General features: G+C 42.2%; 23 protein-coding genes. 15 read left to right on the top strand and 8 right to left on the bottom strand.

What is annotated here, in order from left to right:
- Positions 1-36: 36 nt before the first annotated feature.
- Positions 37-531, top strand: a complete 495-nt coding sequence (purE, locus tag RHM67_RS09715; protein WP_322232000.1) for a 5-(carboxyamino)imidazole ribonucleotide mutase — start codon at positions 37-39, stop codon at positions 529-531.
- 75 nt (positions 532-606) lie between these two features.
- Positions 607-762 carry a twin-arginine translocase TatA/TatE family subunit gene (gene tatA / locus RHM67_RS09710; protein WP_322231998.1) on the top strand — a complete coding sequence of 52 codons (156 nt, stop codon included), beginning with the start codon at positions 607-609 and terminating at the stop codon, positions 760-762.
- 71 nt (positions 763-833) lie between these two features.
- Here the strand turns inward: tatA and RHM67_RS09705 are convergent, their stop codons facing one another.
- On the bottom strand, positions 834-1,397 hold the full coding sequence (locus tag RHM67_RS09705) for a YqgE/AlgH family protein (RefSeq protein ID WP_322231996.1): 564 nt from the start codon (positions 1,395-1,397) through the stop codon (positions 834-836).
- A gap of 110 nt (positions 1,398-1,507) precedes the next feature.
- Between RHM67_RS09705 and pdxH the strand changes: the two genes are divergently transcribed.
- From pdxH to RHM67_RS09690, 3 genes are all read left to right on the top strand, one after another.
- Positions 1,508-2,155: a pyridoxamine 5'-phosphate oxidase gene (pdxH, locus tag RHM67_RS09700; protein ID WP_322231995.1), complete on the top strand. Its 648-nt coding sequence runs from the start codon at positions 1,508-1,510 to the stop codon at positions 2,153-2,155.
- On the top strand, positions 2,152-2,649 hold the full coding sequence (locus tag RHM67_RS09695) for an NADH-quinone oxidoreductase subunit C (protein WP_322231994.1): 498 nt from the start codon (positions 2,152-2,154) through the stop codon (positions 2,647-2,649). Before pdxH ends, RHM67_RS09695 begins: the two co-directional genes overlap by 4 nt.
- A gap of 116 nt (positions 2,650-2,765) precedes the next feature.
- Positions 2,766-3,992 (top strand): NADH-quinone oxidoreductase subunit D, encoded by a 1,227-nt coding sequence (locus RHM67_RS09690; protein ID WP_322231993.1) that lies wholly within the window; start codon positions 2,766-2,768, stop codon positions 3,990-3,992.
- Between the two features lie 275 nt (positions 3,993-4,267).
- On the opposite strand, the gene RHM67_RS09685 is transcribed toward RHM67_RS09690, so the two are convergent.
- A complete protein-coding gene (locus tag RHM67_RS09685) occupies positions 4,268-5,368 on the bottom strand; it encodes a serine protease (RefSeq protein ID WP_322231992.1) in 1,101 nt (366 codons plus the stop codon).
- A 20-nt stretch (positions 5,369-5,388) separates the two neighbouring features.
- Entirely contained in the window at positions 5,389-5,931 is a 543-nt protein-coding gene (locus RHM67_RS09680) for an RNA polymerase sigma factor (RefSeq protein WP_256474472.1), read from the bottom strand.
- 361 nt (positions 5,932-6,292) lie between these two features.
- Here RHM67_RS09680 and RHM67_RS09675 point away from each other — a divergent pair, with 361 nt between their 5' ends.
- The 4 genes from RHM67_RS09675 to RHM67_RS09660 all read left to right on the top strand — a co-directional run bounded on the left by RHM67_RS09675 (position 6,293) and on the right by RHM67_RS09660 (position 7,689).
- Positions 6,293-6,487, top strand: a complete 195-nt coding sequence (locus RHM67_RS09675; RefSeq protein WP_322231991.1) for a hypothetical protein — start codon at positions 6,293-6,295, stop codon at positions 6,485-6,487.
- Between the two features lie 84 nt (positions 6,488-6,571).
- Positions 6,572-6,763, top strand: coding sequence for a hypothetical protein (locus RHM67_RS09670; protein ID WP_322231990.1), 192 nt, complete (start codon positions 6,572-6,574; stop codon positions 6,761-6,763).
- Between the two features lie 162 nt (positions 6,764-6,925).
- The gene (locus RHM67_RS09665; RefSeq protein ID WP_322231989.1) at positions 6,926-7,135 is read left to right on the top strand and encodes a hypothetical protein; all 210 of its coding nucleotides are present in this window, start codon (positions 6,926-6,928) and stop codon (positions 7,133-7,135) included.
- 116 nt (positions 7,136-7,251) lie between these two features.
- Positions 7,252-7,689 (top strand): hypothetical protein, encoded by a 438-nt coding sequence (locus tag RHM67_RS09660; RefSeq protein ID WP_322231988.1) that lies wholly within the window; start codon positions 7,252-7,254, stop codon positions 7,687-7,689.
- A gap of 81 nt (positions 7,690-7,770) precedes the next feature.
- Here the strand turns inward: RHM67_RS09660 and RHM67_RS09655 are convergent, their stop codons facing one another.
- Positions 7,771-7,938, bottom strand: coding sequence for a hypothetical protein (locus RHM67_RS09655; RefSeq protein WP_322231987.1), 168 nt, complete (start codon positions 7,936-7,938; stop codon positions 7,771-7,773).
- A gap of 59 nt (positions 7,939-7,997) precedes the next feature.
- A complete protein-coding gene (locus tag RHM67_RS09650) occupies positions 7,998-8,135 on the bottom strand; it encodes a hypothetical protein (protein ID WP_322231986.1) in 138 nt (45 codons plus the stop codon).
- Between the two features lie 224 nt (positions 8,136-8,359).
- On the opposite strand from RHM67_RS09650, the gene RHM67_RS09645 reads away from it, so the two are divergent.
- The 6 genes from RHM67_RS09645 to RHM67_RS09620 all read left to right on the top strand — a co-directional run bounded on the left by RHM67_RS09645 (position 8,360) and on the right by RHM67_RS09620 (position 14,143).
- Entirely contained in the window at positions 8,360-9,862 is a 1,503-nt protein-coding gene (locus RHM67_RS09645; RefSeq protein ID WP_322231984.1) for an ATP-binding cassette domain-containing protein, read from the top strand.
- A gap of 114 nt (positions 9,863-9,976) precedes the next feature.
- Positions 9,977-10,582 (top strand): SH3 domain-containing protein, encoded by a 606-nt coding sequence (locus tag RHM67_RS09640; RefSeq protein WP_322231983.1) that lies wholly within the window; start codon positions 9,977-9,979, stop codon positions 10,580-10,582.
- A gap of 72 nt (positions 10,583-10,654) precedes the next feature.
- On the top strand, positions 10,655-11,779 hold the full coding sequence (gene mqnC, locus RHM67_RS09635; RefSeq protein WP_322231981.1) for a cyclic dehypoxanthinyl futalosine synthase: 1,125 nt from the start codon (positions 10,655-10,657) through the stop codon (positions 11,777-11,779).
- Between the two features lie 247 nt (positions 11,780-12,026).
- Entirely contained in the window at positions 12,027-12,587 is a 561-nt protein-coding gene (scpB, locus tag RHM67_RS09630) for an SMC-Scp complex subunit ScpB (RefSeq protein WP_322231979.1), read from the top strand.
- A 134-nt stretch (positions 12,588-12,721) separates the two neighbouring features.
- Complete coding sequence (locus tag RHM67_RS09625) at positions 12,722-12,925, top strand: hypothetical protein (RefSeq protein ID WP_252757375.1); 204 nt, start codon at positions 12,722-12,724, stop codon at positions 12,923-12,925.
- Between the two features lie 87 nt (positions 12,926-13,012).
- Complete coding sequence (locus tag RHM67_RS09620) at positions 13,013-14,143, top strand: GNAT family N-acetyltransferase (protein ID WP_322231977.1); 1,131 nt, start codon at positions 13,013-13,015, stop codon at positions 14,141-14,143.
- A gap of 28 nt (positions 14,144-14,171) precedes the next feature.
- Here RHM67_RS09620 and RHM67_RS09615 read toward each other — a convergent pair whose 3' ends face one another.
- From RHM67_RS09615 to RHM67_RS09605, 3 genes are all read right to left on the bottom strand, one after another.
- Positions 14,172-14,516 (bottom strand): helix-turn-helix transcriptional regulator, encoded by a 345-nt coding sequence (locus RHM67_RS09615; RefSeq protein ID WP_322231975.1) that lies wholly within the window; start codon positions 14,514-14,516, stop codon positions 14,172-14,174.
- A gap of 79 nt (positions 14,517-14,595) precedes the next feature.
- Positions 14,596-15,951 carry a UDP-N-acetylmuramate--L-alanine ligase gene (locus RHM67_RS09610; protein WP_322231973.1) on the bottom strand — a complete coding sequence of 452 codons (1,356 nt, stop codon included), beginning with the start codon at positions 15,949-15,951 and terminating at the stop codon, positions 14,596-14,598.
- Positions 15,952-16,032: 81 nt separating this feature from the next.
- The gene (locus RHM67_RS09605; protein WP_322231971.1) at positions 16,033-16,887 is read right to left on the bottom strand and encodes a universal stress protein; all 855 of its coding nucleotides are present in this window, start codon (positions 16,885-16,887) and stop codon (positions 16,033-16,035) included.
- Positions 16,888-16,947: the final 60 nt, after the last annotated feature.

Here is a 16,947-nt window from a genome sequence, read left to right as displayed (position 1 = left end):
TCGTACCTCGCAATGACGATTTGAAATAATACAAATATGAGCCAGATAAAAATCGCCATCATTATGGGCAGCAAGTCCGATCTACACGTTATGCAGGATGCTGCCGATGTTTTAAAAGAACTGGGTGTTGCGTACGAAATAACCGTTGTATCTGCACACCGCACGCCGGATAGGATGTTTAGTTACGCCCGTGCCGCTGCAGACCGTGGCATTAAGGTAATTATTGCCGGTGCGGGTGGCGCAGCACATTTGCCGGGCATGGTAGCGTCGTTAACACACCTGCCGGTTATTGGGGTGCCGGTAAAATCAAGTAACTCTATCGATGGCTGGGATTCTATCTTAAGTATCCTGCAAATGCCAAACGGTATCCCGGTGGCAACCGTAGCTTTAAACGCTGCTAAAAACGCCGGCATCCTGGCCGCGCAGATCTTATCTACGGCAGATGAGTACCTTGTTGCTAACCTTATCGCCTTTAAAGAAAAACTAAAAGAAGTTGTAGAAGCCTCTGCTGCGGAGATGGAAGGAAAATAAACTTTCTTCAATTGAAACTATTTACATTGATACAGCGTACCTTTAAATAACAACCAAAATATTAAATAAAAAATCATGGGAGCACCAGAAATCATCCTCATCATCATAGCCATACTGTTATTGTTTGGCGGTAAAAAAATACCTCAGTTAATGCGCGGCTTAGGCGAAGGCATGAAATCTTTTAAAGATGCCAAAGGCGATGCTGAAACTACCAGAGCGACTAAAGAATAGTCGCAATAATATTCAACAAAAAGCCTGTAGCTAAATTAGTTACAGGCTTTTTTGTTATGTATGTCGCGGTGTTAATTCAACGTAGGGTTCTCGGGGAAGTTGGCGATGTGCGCGTAACGTTGCCCAAGGCTTATCACTACTTCTTTCCAAAGGTTGTGCTCACTATTGCTGAAGATGGCGTCGGCTTCAAACTTGTTTGCTACAATCCAGGCACCCTCGCGCAGTTCATCGTCTAACTGGCCTTTTGTCCAGCCGGAGTATCCTGTAAAGAATTTGATCTCGTCTTCTGTTAACTGATAATTAGTGATCAATTCTTTGATCTGCTCAAAGTCTCCTCCCCAAAAAATACCATCCCAAATTTCGATACCGCCATCGATCTTCTCGGGGCAGCGGTGAATATAATGCAGAGTATTTTCGGCAACAGGCCCACCCATGTACACCGGGATCTCCGAATAGGAAACGTCGGGCAAAATATCGCCCAGCATCATTTCGGTTTGATGGTTAAGGATAAAACCCATGGCACCGGCCTCCGAGTATTCGGTAAGCAGGATAACCGACCGCTTAAAATTAGGGTCGGGCATAAATGGTTCGGATATTAATAAACGGCCCGCAGCCGCCGCGATGGGACTTAGCATAGGTTATAAATTTAAATAAATAACACTTAATGTAAAAATATGTTCGTTAGGTGGATAAAATGAACAGTGTACCTGTATGTACGGTATAATTAATTTGTAAGTTTGCGATAATGGATCAGAAAGATATAGAAAATTTAAGGCAAGACTACGCCGCGGCTTCGTTAACCGAAACCGACGTTAATGCCGACCCCATCCGCCAGTTTGATAAATGGTTTAACGAAGCCATTAATTACAAAGTGCACGAGCCAAACGCCATGACGCTGGCTACCGCTACGCTGGATGGCCGCCCAAGCGCCCGTATAGTTTTATTAAAAGGCTTTAGCGATGATGGCTTTAAGTTTTACACCAACTACCTGAGCCGTAAAGGTAAAGAGATAGCCAAAAACCCGCTGGGTGCCCTTATTTTTTATTGGGGAGATATGGAACGCCAGATCCGTATTGAAGGCACGATTGAAAAGCTGGACAAGAATTATTCTGAAAAATACTTCCACTCGCGCCCTAAACTGAGCCAGATTGGTGCAGCAGCATCGCCGCAAAGCCAGGAAATTAACAGCCGCGAGGAACTGGAACAAAAAATGGCCGCTTTAGAATTAGAGTACGCAGATAGCGAAGTGCCAAAACCATCTTACTGGGGTGGCTACGTGCTTAAGCCGCGCCTTATTGAATTTTGGCAGGGCCGCCGCAGCCGCCTGCACGATAGGATAGTTTATAAGAAAACTGATAATAAAAACTGGAAAATTGTTCGCCTTGCGCCATGAATTTTGACGATATTAAATTATTGCTTACCCAAAAGTTTGGCGACGATGTAATTACCGGCGAAGAACGCACCGGCCTGCAACCCGCCCTGCTCATCAACCCCAACCGTATTGTTGAGGTTTGTTTGGAGTTACGCAATAACCCCAAAACTTACTTCGATTTCCTGTCCTGCCTTACGGGCATGGATTATGGTGTCGAAGCTGGCCGTTTTGGTGTTGTTTATCATTTGTCGTCTATCCCCTATCATTTGCAGCTTACGCTAAAGATCAGCATGGAGAACGACCGCAGCGCAGATAATTTACCATCGTTCCCAAGCATCGTATCCGTTTACCGCACTGCAGATTGGCACGAGCGCGAAGCTTACGACCTGGTAGGGATCTATTTTGAAGGCCACCCTGATCTGCGCAGAATTTTATTGCCTGATGATTGGGAAGGTTTCCCGTTGCGGAAAGATTATAAAGCAGCGGAGTATTATAAGGGGATAAAGGTTGATTGATTTCGGATTAAAAAACATACATAAATAACGTCATTGCGAAGAGCGATAGCGACGTCGCAATCTTCGATAGAATAGTCGGCGACATGCCTATCGAAGATTGCCTCGCCACGCTCGCAATGACGCTCAGAAATAAGAAATTGAACGTAGAAGTTTCAAAATATAACGAAGCACTTCATCGCTACAAGCAAAAGATCTCTGATGCGGCGGTGGAGGACATGGTGCTCAATATGGGGCCGCAGCATCCGTCTACGCACGGGGTTTTGCGGCTGGAGTTAATTACCGACGGCGAGATCGTTAAGGAGGTTATCCCCCACATTGGTTACCTGCACCGTTGTTTTGAAAAACATGCTGAGTCGCTTACTTACCAGCAGACCATCCCATTTACAGATAGACTTGACTACCTGGCATCTATGAACAACAGCCATGCCTGGGTAATGGGCGTGGAAAAAATGCTGGGTATCGATAAAGACATCCCCAAAAGGATTGAATATATCCGCGTGCTGGTTTGTGAAATGAACCGCATTGCATCCCACCTGATAGCTATTGGTACCTATGGCATTGATATCGGCGCTTTCACCCCTTTCTTGTGGTGTTTCCGCGACCGCGAACATATCATGGGCATGCTGGAGTGGGCATCCGGCTCGCGCATGCTGTATAACTATATATGGGTGGGTGGTTTATTTTACGACCTGCCGGTTGGCTTTGAAGAACGCTGCCGCGAGTTTGTAGATTACTTTAAACCCAAAATGGTTGAACTTAACCAGCTACTTACCGATAACCAAATCTTCATTAGTCGCACTGCCAACGTGGGTGTGTTGCCGATGGATGTAGCCATTAACTTTGGCTGCAGCGGCCCTGTATTGCGTGGCTCGGGGCTAAAATATGATTTGCGCCGGATTGATAATTATTCCGTTTACCCCGAGTTGGATTTTGATATCCCGGTAGGTAAAGGCCTGATGGGCACCGTTGGCGATTGCTGGGACCGCTACAAAGTACGTGTAGATGAGATCCAGGAATCACTTAAGATAATTGAACAGTGCCTTAACCGCCTGCAAAACGAATTAAAACGCACACCCGAGTTTGACCCTCGTGCGAAACTTCCACGTAAACTCACCCCAAAAGTGCAGGATTACTACGCCCGCTGCGAAGGCGCCAAAGGCGAATTGGGTTTTTACTTTGTACATAACAACGAACGCTCCGAGATCCCCTTCCGTGGCAAGGTGCGCGGGCCGAGTTTTAACAACCTATCCGTACTGCCCGAATTAGGCAAAAACGTGATGATAGCCGACCTGATAGCCATTATCGGCTCGCTCGACTTTGTGTTGGGGGAAGTGGATAGATAGTAGATGCAAGACAATTAGAAGCCAGAGACAAGAAAGCTTCTCCTCATTTTGTCATGGTGAGCCTGTCGAACCGTTCGTAGCGGGCATAAGTCTTTGACAAGCTGGGACTGAAAAAACCTTTTTATAATAAATCAATATACTTTTGTCATGGTGAGCCTGTCGAACCATTCGTAGCGGGCATAAGTCTTCGACAAGCTGGGACTGATATTTGTTGAAAACAAAAAAAGGGAGGCAATTTCTTGCCTCCCTTTTCGGATATATTAATTATTGATTTTTTACTGGTTGTAAACCTTTACCGAGAACACGTAGTTGCGCAATTTTTTAATTTGCTGGGTACGGCTTAAGTTGGCTAAAGTATTTTTGGTGCTTAGCCTAAGAGATTTATTTAAAGAATCGGCAGGGATGCTTTGGATGGCTTTAAGCAGGTAGTTTGATTTTACCGCGTATGCTACACCTTGTGTTTGGGTTTGTTTACCGTTAATAATAGCAATAACGTTTCCTTTATCATCCATTAAAGGGCCACCACTATTACCGGGATTAACCGGGATAAACAATTCATATTCGGTGGTATCACCATGGAAACCTGTGCTTGCGGTTAAAGCGCCCGGGCCAAACTTAAGATCGTCGCCGGGGTAACCTAAGGTATATACGGCCTCCCCTAAATCACTTTTACTCTTTTTGAAGCTATATGGCACTGTACCCAAGTTTTTAAAGGCAGGGTCGTTTATTTGCAGGATAGCTACATCATACTGTGGCTCGGTGTAAACAACCTTGGTATGGAAGGATTCGCCCTGTGCATTTTGCACATAAACAGAATCGGCACCGTTAATTACATGATAGTTAGTAACAATATAACCATTACCGGTAAGCGCGAAACCTGTACCTCTAAATTTTGCGGAAATAGCAGGACCTGTTTTATCAGCTTTAATAATATTGTCGGTTTTAACACCCAATTTAGACTGCTCTCTTTTAACGCGGTCAACCTCCTGTTTCAATTGCTGAAAACGAGGGTCGCGGTTACTTAGGTCTCCTGTAAAATACAGCATAGTAAGTACAGCGAAAATAGCTACTGAAGCCGCTACCGAGATTTTAGAGTGGTGGTTACGCCACATTTGCACCACCCATGATGGATGCGCCATCAGGTCATCCTTTAGCGTGTGTACATCAATCTCATCGTGGATCTCGTCTAACCTGCTTTGTAGGCTTAAACGGTCGTTATATTGCTTTAATAAAGATATAAATTCTTTATGCTCGGCAATTTTAGCATCTATAGTTGCATCCTTTTTACGCAATGCATCAAATTGGGCACGTTCATCAGCAGGCATTTCGCTGCTTAGGTAGCGCTCAATCATTTCTAAAAGTTGGTTATCTTTCATTCTCTTTACCCTTTCTCTAATTATTGCTGAAAAAATAATTTCTTCAGCCTTTGCAGGCATTTGTATTTCTGCGTTTTCGCGTTATCGGCATTTGTGTAGCCAAACCGTTCGCATATATCCTGCATGCTGCGGTTGTGCATATAAAAATCTTCCATAATGGTTTTGCAGGGTTCGCCAAGTAACTTTAACGCATCGCCCATTTTATTAAGCTGCATATCGCGTTCCTCGTGCTTCTCTACTTCATCCTCAACCGCCAAATACTCCTGGAAATCTTTAATATCCCCACCGTACTTGTTCAGTTGTTTAAGCCGCTTTAGCCATAATCGCCGGCATATCGAATATATGTAGGTTTTAAGCTTGCTGCTCAGCTCAAAATCGCCACGCTTAACCTTATTGTAAAGAACTATTATAGCTTCCTGGTAAATATCCTTGGCCTCATCCTCGTTACCATTGTTATTGATGACGAGCTGTAAAACCATAGGGAAATAAGCTAGGTATAACTTTTTCAAAACACTGTCGGAGTTGTTTAAGATCCCAATGATCACTTCACTATCCGTCGGCATTTCCACATTTAACTGATTATTCACTACTTAATACTTTTTATATTGAATTGTAACCCAATAATTTGATTTATTTTTTGATGCCATGCCGGTGCAGCACAGCCTGATTTAGACAAACCGCAATATCGGTAAATAAATAATAGGATAACGCGGCATTAATTTCGAGTTTGATAATAAACGAACAAAAACCATACAAGTATTAGAATTATTTAATTCTAATACTTGTATGGTTCTCATAAAAAATAAAGATCGAATTAAGCATTTAACAGTAGGCCTGCCCCTTAAAATGGACGAAATCTATTTTCTGTTGGGTTCCTTCTCTTATTTTGGATATTAACTATCACAAAACATTAAACTCAATAAAATGAAAAATCCGATCAAAATCACCTTATTAGCTTTAGCTATTGCGTTTACTGCTACATCTTGCGAAAGCAAAAAACCTACTGACGCCGGCGACACTTCAAAAAACGATACTGTTGTTAAACTTGATTCGACCGTAACAAAAGATACTATTGTTAAAGGTGCTGACACTGTTAAAATTGATACCACAAAAAAATAAATTAAAATTGTTGGGTTACCTTTTTTAGGAAGCGGTATTAACAACCAACAAGAATAAAATACTTACATTAATAAAACACAAAACATGAAAAATTCATTCAAAATCGCATTTTTAGCTTTAGCTATCGCTGTTTCTGCTGCTGCTTGTAAAGGTAAAGGTTCTGCATCTGCTGCTGATTCAACCAAAAAAGATACTACTGTTGTAGTTGATTCAACTGTGAAAAAAGATACTACTGTTGTAGTTGACACAACTAAAAAAGATACTACTAAAAAATAATTTAACCTAACCGGTTAAATATTAAAGAGTTACATCGTAACTTTTTAAGTTTTTTAAGTTTTTTTAAGGGTAACCCTCATTTTTTTCGAAAAAAGCGGGTTACCTTTTTTAGTTTTGGGTATTAACTATCGAAAAACTATTAAATCACTTAAAAAAAAAACGATGAAAAATTCTTTCAAAATCGCTTTCTTAGCTTTGGCTATCGCAGTTTCTGCTGCTGCTTGTAAAGGTAAAGGTTCTTCTGCTGCTGCAGATTCAGCTAAAATGGATTCAGCTAAAATGGATTCAGCTGCAACTCCTGCTTCAGCTGCTAAAAAGGATACTACAGCTAAAATGGACACAACTAAAAAAGATACTACAAAAAAAATGTAATCTCTTTCTTGTTAAAAGAAACGCCCCGCTTTACAGCAGGGCGTTTTTTTGTGCCTGATTTTTCTCCTCACAAAACATTCGCCCATATAATTGTTTAATGGTAAAACACCCTGTAGATGAAATACTCCGAATGGAATAACCTGAGCGATGACGATAAAAAGAACACCCACTGGAAGCATCACCCCCGCATCCGCATTGCTACCATCTTCAGTATTTTATTTGCCCTGGTAGTTATTGTATTTATGCTACGGGTACTGCAAAACCGCAGGGTACATGTAAACCGTAAGCCAAACGGAAAAGAAGCTTTTGCCATTGCAAAGGTTTTTGTTAACGACGGGCTTAAACAACCCGGCACGGCAAACTTTCCCAAAAATGATTTTGTAGCAGATATTGATACGGCTAATAACAATTACAACATATCATCAACCGTTGATGCGCAGGATAGCACCGGGCATATTGTAAAATCGACCTGGCAGGTAAAATTATCTTATACCGGCGGAGACTGGGCCGATCGTAAAAGCTGGAAACTCGAAGACGTTAAAATAGCCAAATAGAAAAGGCGCCCATTTTTGGCGCCTTTTCTATTTTATTAGGGCCTGATTTATTTTTTAATAACCAGGCAGTAGCAATCCGGCTTAAGATTTTCCTCTAAAAGCCGATATAAGCCAAATAATAAGTAATATAACAACGATGACAGCGATGATACCCACAGCTGCACCGGCTTTAAAAATACCGCCGATAACTGAGCATCCGCTAAAAGCAACCATTGCTAATGCGAGTAATAATAAGTTGAGTTTTTTCATGGTAGATTATCCTAAAGATTTTATAATAAAAAATCATTATACAATAATCAAACCGTTTGTTACAACAAGATGTTTGAGTCAGATTCCTCCGCCTCTGTGTTGTCGGTTGGCAAAAATTGTACTGCAATCAATACAATAAAAATAGCCAAAAGGCTCATCGGTACAAGGGCTTCAACAGCAGCTAATAATAAGTCCATAGCAAATTATTTGGGGGTAATAATTAAAACTAAAAAATTTAATTCTTCACCTGCTCAAATTCGCAATCTTTCATAAGGTTCACTAATCTAAATATTGTTTTTTAATTAAACCAATAAATGTTAATAAGTTAATAAAATTATTTCATCGTTAAAATCCGCCCTTATAGGATGCTAATTTAATATTCAACGAAATATTTTAACGGGATGTGTAAATTCACCGCGTAATGATAAAACCACTAATTATCCTCAAAGACATATATGTTAGGTTTAACAACCTTCCGTTGTTCCAAAATTTAACTTTCACACTTAACCAGGGCGAAAACTGGGCATTGGTTGGTAAAAGCGGATCAGGTAAGAGTGTTTTACTGCAAACCATAGCGGGCAACATGGGGATCAATAGCGGTGTTATTACGCATCATTTTATGGATGATGTACACAAAACAATGCAAAGCGAAGAATTGGTAACATTCCATCGCTTTATAGCATTCGTTGGTGCAAAGCATCATTTTAAAACGCTGTCTAATACATCCGACTTTTATTACCAGCAACGCTACAACTCATCCGATTCGGAAGATACCTTAACTGTAAACCAATACCTGCAAACCGTAAAGGTTAATCAACATAAGCCTACTTACTGGACATTCGACAAAACCATAGCAGCGTTAAACTTAACCTCCCTATGCGATAAGCAAACCATCAAACTATCTAACGGTGAAACCAAACGATTGATGATAGCTGCCGCGTTGCTCAAAAATCCGCTAATATTATTGTTGGATAATCCCATGACGGGGTTGGATGTAGATACCCGCAGATCATTCAATGATTTACTGAACGAGGTGTCTGCCTCTGGCATCAGCATTATAATGGCAACATCGGCGTTTGAGATTACGGATTATATAACTAATGTGGCTATTTTAGATAGTGGTGCTATAAGCCAAAGCCTCAGCAAACAAGAATTTGAAGCAAGTGAACATCAAACAGTAAATAAAACGGTTGTTGATGCAGATGCACTTAAAACACTACTGAATACATCTGCCGACAGCCATAACTACAGCCAAATCGTTAGCATGAACGATGTGCACATCCAATATGGCGATAAAACCATCCTTAATAAAGTTAACTGGCAAATAAATCCCGGCGAGCGCTGGGCACTGCTTGGGCCTAATGGCGCGGGGAAATCTACCCTGTTAAGTTTAATAAACGGCGATAACCCGCAAGCCTACGCCAATAATATTATCCTGTTTGATAAAAAGCGCGGCACGGGCGAAAGTATCTGGGACGTTAAAAGTAAAATAGGCTTTGTATCGCCCGAGCTTTACCAATACTTCCCTACTGATAATTCCTGTCTGCAGGTGATAGAAAGTGGCTTTTATGATACGCTGGGCCTTTTCCGCCCAAGTGTAAAATCACGCGCCGACCTTGCGCTCAGATGGATGAAGGCTTTAGAGATAGATAAATATGCCCGCCAACTACTCAAAAACATCCCCGCCAGCGCGCAGCGCCTTTGCCTGCTTGCCCGGGGGCTGATCAAAAACCCCGCCCTGCTTATATTTGATGAACCCTGCCAGGGACTGGACGACCATCAGCAGCAGCATTTTAAAGCCGTGGTTGATTCCATTTGCAGCATCAGTAACGTTACCCTGATATATGTTACCCACTATCAGCATGAGATCCCCGATAGCGTGGATAAGGTTTTGAGATTGGATAAGGGGGAAGTGGTTGGTTAGCGCTATATTAGGAATATGAAATACTTACTAATATAGCTGCCTTTATTTGTTTTTTGCCAGATATGCACAGGGCAATCTTATGGCATAATTAAAGATACAGATGGCTACGTTAACGTGAGAGATAAGCCTAATAATAAGGCTAAAATTGCGACAAAAATCACCAATGGTGAGTTTGTATTTATTAGCGACGAGGAAAGCAATGCTAACTGGATAAAGGTTTACGCCGAAAACAATTCAAGTGGCTACATTCACAAAAGCAGGATTAAACTTATTACAAAGTTACCAAGCCTGAAAAACAAACTCGTTTCGACAAACCGCTGTAATGTTTTTAATGATACCATTTTGGTTACGGTCAGGTCGATGGCCTTCAATCCCAAACTCCACAGTTTCACATATTATAAGGATGAAAAAGGACGTGTTAATAAAGATGTGATCAATAAAATAGATGGCCATAGCGTTTGGGGGGAGGATGGCGGCATGCCGAAAACGGAATTTTTGTCTATACGCGTTTCTATGGGTGATGTCAACATATCGCTTCCCAAAAGTACTTTTAAAGACGTTTACCAGCCCAATTACAATAATCTTAACGTTTACCTGGGCGACGGAAATACAATTTACATAAAAATGGACAACAGCGATGGCGCAGGCTATTACACTGTAATCTGGACCATTATAGATGGCAAATATATAAACAGGTATATAGATAACATCGAAGCGTAACAAACTGTCACCCCAACAACACCTTTCATCTTTTACCTTTCGCCTTTACCCTCCCACTACGTATATTTGTACATGAATACAGCCGAACTGTTACAGCGTGCTTTAGCTTTTGATTTTTTGAGCATTGATGAAGGGGTTTACCTTTACAACAATGCCTCTACGGCCGACCTGATGTACGTAGCTAACGAGCTGCGTAAGATACAGGTGCCGCATGGCAAAGTTACCTGGCAGATAGACCGAAACGTGAACACCACTAACGTTTGTATTGCTAACTGTAAGTTCTGTAATTTCTTCCGTCGCCCGGGGCACGAGGATGCTTATATTACTGATATAGAGACATACAAAAAGAAGATTGAGGAAACCTTTCGGTTTGGCGGCGACCAGCTTTTATTGCAAGGCGGCCATCACCCTGATTTGGGCCTTCAATTTTATACCGACCTGTTCCGCGAACTTAAACAGCTTTATCCAAAATTAAAATTACACTCTTTAGGCCCACCCGAGATTGCCCACGTTGCCAAACTGGAGAACATGAGCCATTACGACGTGTTGAAGGCCATGAAAGAGTCGGGGTTAGATTCGCTGCCCGGCGCAGGTGCCGAGATCCTGAACGACCGTGTACGCCGCCTGATCTCGAAAGGTAAATGTGGCGGCCAGGAATGGCTTGATGTAATGCGCGCGGCCCATCAACTTAATCTGCCTACATCTGCCACCATGATGTTTGGCCATATCGAAACTATCGAAGAGCGTTTTGAGCATTTGGTTTGGATCCGCGAGGTACAGTCGGAGAAGCCCGAAGGTCATCACGGTTTTGTGGCCTTTATTCCATGGCCTTTCCAGGATGATGGCACATTATTACGTAAAGTGCGCGGTATCACAAACAATGTTACCGGCGACGAATACATCCGTATGATTGCCCTGAGCCGTATTATGCTGCCGAATGTAAAAAACATACAGGCATCATGGTTAACGGTTGGTAAACAGGTAGCACAGCTTTGCCTGCATGCCGGCGCTAACGATTTTGGGTCGATAATGATTGAAGAGAACGTGGTATCTGCAGCAGGCGCACCTCATCGTTTCACTGCCAAAGGCATACAGGATTCTATTAAAGAAGCCGGTTTTGAACCACAACTCCGCACCCAAAAATACGATTGGCGCGACGTGCCTGCCGAGATTGAAGAGCAGGTGATAGATTATTAAGGGAGGAAATATTTGTTAAAAAAGCAGGAATTGGGGCAGTTTTAGACGACTTTTTTTCGACTTTTTTTCACCTTTTTTCGACCCTGATTCGCGTTTTATAGTGATGTAAAGTACGCCCGGCCACCACTCATAAATTATCTTAAAGTTGTTTCGCCCTTGTTGGTGTTGTCACCAACAAGCCACCAGGTAATTATGGTTCTTATCCTAATCCTTTCAACTTTCCTCCTTTATAATATATTTGCACCTCATGGAAAATATTGAGCAATATATTGAGGCGCTAATTTTTGCATCTGAACAGGGCATCCGTACCGAGGAGATCATTTATTGCCTGCAGGCTTCTTTTGAGCACGATTACACTGCCTATGAAGTCACCCAACAAATAGACATCATTACCCAAAAATATCTGGATGATGCACTTGCCATTGAGGTGGTGAAGATCAACAACGGGTACCAGTTCCTTACCAAAAAGAAATACCACGTGGCTATCAGCCTGTTACAAATGCAGCGGTCTAAAAAGAAACTGAGCCAGGCCGCTTTAGAAACCCTCGCCATTATCGCTTACAAACAGCCGGTAACCAAAACAGATGTGGAGCAGATTCGCGGGGTAAACTGCGATTACTCGATCCAAAAACTGCTGGAAAAAGAACTTATCGCAATCACCGGGAAGGCCGAAAGTGTGGGTAAACCTATCCTTTATGGTACCAGCGGTTTATTTATGGATTACTTTGGCATAAACGATATTACCGAACTGCCACAGCTTAAGGAAATTACCGATAACAGCTCGGTTATTGGCGAGCAAACCGAATAAATTGAAAAATGATTTTAATTAAAAATGATTTTAGCTATTTTTACTCATAAATAATGCTGAATATAGCACATCGAAAAACGGACAAAACAAATAGGTTAACCGATATCAGTTTTAACGAATAAACATTTATTAAAATGGCAACTCCAAAAAAACCTTTGAGCACCTCTACAAAAAAGACCAACGACGACGAGGATGATGACTTTGATGACGAAGATCCAAAACCGGGTAAAAAGGTAGAAGACGACGATGACGACTTTGACGAAGACACTCCCCTGGATGATGACCTGGTTGGTTTTGACACCGGTTACGACCCTTACGATGATGAAGACGACGACTAATCTATAGTAGATAATGATTCTCCAAAGCATTCAGCAAACGCTGGATGCTTTTTTTATAGTTGCTAAACCCACTCTACCCCACCCCGGATGAAGCTCACCGAAGTTAAAAGCAAGGCTGATAAAACCACATTTCTGGATGTAGCGCGCATTATCTACAAAGATGATGTGAACTGGGTTTGCCCGCTGGATAATGATATCCAAGCGGTTTTCGACCCGGCTAAGAACAATTTCCATACCCATGGTGTTGCAACCCGCTGGGTTTTGCGGGACGATGACGGGCAGCTAATTGGCCGGATAGCGGCATTTATTAATAACGAAAAAGCTTATCAGTACGAGCAGCCTACCGGTGGCTGCGGTTTTTTTGAATGTGTGGATGATAAGCAGGCCGCTTATTTACTGTTTGATACCGCTAAGACCTGGCTGCTGCAAAACGGTATGCAGGCAATGGATGGCCCCATCAACTTTGGCGAGAATGATAACTTTTGGGGGTTACTGGTTGAGGGCTTTACACCACCATCCTACGGGATGAATTATAACCCGCCCTACTACAAAGCTTTTTTTGAGGATTACGGGTTTAAAACCCAATACGAGCAGATCACTAACCATTTGGATGTACATAAGCCCTTTTCGGAGCGGTTCACTAAAATTGCTACCTGGGTAATGAACAAGCCGGGCTATACATTTGAGCATTTCAAGTCATCGCAAATAGAAAAATTCGCGGCAGATTTTATCGAGATCTATAACGATGCCTGGCAGGATTTTGAGAATTTCGTGCCGATAACCCATGGCACCATCCTGGAAAGCTTTGAGAAAATGAAAGCCATTATGGATGAGAAACTAATATGGTTTGCCTATGTTAACGGCGAACCGGCATCATTCATAGTGATACTGCCCGATGCCAATCAAATGATAAAACCATTAAACGGCAAACTAAATTTATGGGGAAAACTCACCTTTTTATACCGCAAATTGAAAGGTGTATCGCGCATGCGGGCTATTGTAATGGGCACTAAACAAAAGTATCAAAAACATGGACTGGAATCGTGCCTGTTCATCAAACTAAAGGAATATGTGTTGCCCCTAAAGCAATACTATGAGCTGGAATTATCGTGGGTGGGCGATTTTAACGACAAAATGATTGCCATACACACCGCTGTGGGTGCAACATTTGGCAAAAAACATTTAACAATGCGCCATATATTTAATAAGCCCGAATAAATTACCCGGGCTTATTAATATGATATTTTTAGGCGGTAGCTACTTTTTTGTGGCGTAGTTCCTCAAAAAGCTCAATAACCTTTTTCTGCAAGTCTATCACCTCAGTTTCGCGGTCCATCAACTTTTTGTTCACGTTTTCCAGCTCGCTGGCAATTTGTTTATCCTGCTCTACTTCGTTATAAGTAAGCAACTGAATTACAGACATTTCGAACAAAACGGCGATCTGCTCAAGGCGAGAAAGGTTAATGTCGGTGATACCGGTTTCAATTTTTGAGAATGCGGGAATAGAAATGCTTAAGCGTTTAGCAACGTCTTCCTGGCTCCACCCTTTTTGGTGGCGTAGTAACCGGATCTTTTTTCCAAGTGTCTTCATATGAGTTTAATTAGGTAAGGTTTCTCAATAGTTAATAAAGTTACATTTTTTTCTAATAACAAACTAACAATCAGCAAATTTATAGTAAATTATTTTTAAGTTCTACTAAATTAATACCTCCAAAATTGCCAGAACTCATCATCAGAAAATTGCTGTTGGCAATGTTTAGCCCTTCCAGGTATTTCAGTAATTCTGCCGGCTGGTTAAAAAACAGCAGATCAGCATTCGCAAAGGCATTTTTTACCGCCTCGGCCGGGTATGGTTCTATCTTTTTCTGTTCGAATGTTTTGCGGTCTATAAACACAATTGCCTTATCGGCCTTGTTCATCGTACCGGCATATTCGTTCAAAAAATCCTTATTCAAGCTGCTAAAGGTATGTAATTCTATACATGCAATCAACTGCCTATCAGGAAATTGCGCCTTAACTGCGTCAATTGTAGCCGTTAATTTTGATGGCGAGTGCGCAAAATCTTTAAAGATGGTCGCGTTATCATTCTTACCAACCACTTCCAGCCTGCGGGCAGCGCCTTTAAAAGTGGTGATGTGCTGATAAAAATCGGCACTGTTAATATCTAATGCCTCACATACCAAACGGGCTGCCTGCATATTCAGCAGGTTATGCTGCCCAAATACTTCCAGCTCATAGGTTTTGCCATCGGCGATGATACTGGTTATGCCGTTATCTATCGTGTATTCGGGTAAGTTATAAGGTAGTTTTTCGACGTCTACATTTAGCTTCGACACCATCTTGTACAGCACTTCATCGGTTTCGCTGTAGATAAGCTTACCGTTTGGCTGGATCGTTTCAGCGAAGATCTTAAACTGGTTGATATAGTTATCGAACGTGGGGAACACATTAATATGATCCCAGGCGATACCGCTTATTACGCCGATATCCGCTTTATAGATGTGGAATTTCGGCCTCCTGTCTATCGGCGAAGCCAAATACTCGTCACCCTCGATGATCATCACCGGGGCATCATGCGTTAAGCCAACCATGGTTTCAAACCCTTCCAGCTGTGCGCCTACCAGGTAATCAAACTTTTTACCGGCTTGCTGCAATACGTGCAATATCATGCTGGTAATGGTGGTTTTGCCATGGCTGCCGCCAATCACCACGCGAATTTTATCTTTTGATTGCTCGTAAATATAATCTGGGTATGAGTAGATCCTGATGCCCAGCTCCTGCGCTTTTAGCAGTTCGGGGTTATCGATACGGGCATGCATCCCAAGGATAACTGCGTCAAGGTCAGCGGTTATCTTTTCAGCATCCCACCCTTCCTGCGCCGGCAGGATCCCGTACTTACCCAGGCGCGAAGCCGAGGGCTCGAACAGTACATCATCAGAACCGGTAACGTTAAATCCTTTTTTATGCAAAGCGATGGCAAGGTTGTGCATGGCGCTTCCCCCTATCGCTATAAAATGTACCCTCATCAATAAATATTAGTGTAGCAATTATGCGACAAATAAACGTAAAAACAGCTGTAGCGGCAACAATTATTTAAATATAAAGCATTATTTTAACAGCATTACAGGTATGGTTGAATTTTTAGCCAATTGCTGCGATATACTGCTGTGCAACAGCGACCGTAAAAAGCTATAATTATGCGGTAGCGCAATTACCATTTGCGCTTTATGTTCTTTGGCAAAATCGAGTATCCCCGTAAGTACATCGGCATGGTTCTCGTAAAAATATTTTGGCTTAAACGCTTTAAGCATATCGTGCAGGGCACTTTCTTCGGCAAGCTGCTCCGGGTCCTTACCCGCATGTTTACCTTCGGTATCAACATTTAATACCAGCAGTTTAATAGCTTGTTTACCTAAAAACTTGTGCAAAAACGCCATCGGGATATTTTCTTTAACCTTTTTAAAATCGCAGGCTATAACGGCTTCGTTAATTAAATGGTAGGTATAGGCAGGCGGGACAACAATTACCGGCGCCGGGCTTAGCTTAGATATCTTGATCACGTGGTTGCCAATACCCGGGCGCCCCTCTCTAACGGTGCTATTACCAATGCTGCCTAATATCACCAGGTCGGCATCTTGCTCCTCAATCACATCCACCACAGCACGCAACAAGTGCGAGCGATTTAGGCGGGTTATAATCTCAACTCCTTCTCGCACTATTTTGCTTAGTTTATGCTTCAGTTTGTTTAACTGCGCGATGCGGTTTTTTGCCTCTTCTTCTATCTCTTCCTCGCGTAGCATCACCATATCCGGGTTAGGCAGCATAGTTTCGTAAGGCGATATGTAATAGGCGTTCATCAAAATTATGGTACTTACATCACTTTGGTGACTTAGCTGGGCGGCGAAATTAGCGGCGTTGAAAGCAGCGTCAGAAAAATCGACAGGTACGAGGTAGGTTTTCATATTGACGAGTTTAAATACCTTGACCGGGATGGTTTAAAGGTTAGTACTAAACAAATTTAG

This window comes from Mucilaginibacter sp. 5C4, assembly GCF_034345625.1.
Taxonomy (GTDB): domain Bacteria; phylum Bacteroidota; class Bacteroidia; order Sphingobacteriales; family Sphingobacteriaceae; genus Mucilaginibacter; species Mucilaginibacter aurantiaciroseus.
This window is presented reverse-complemented; position numbering and strand designations above follow the sequence as displayed.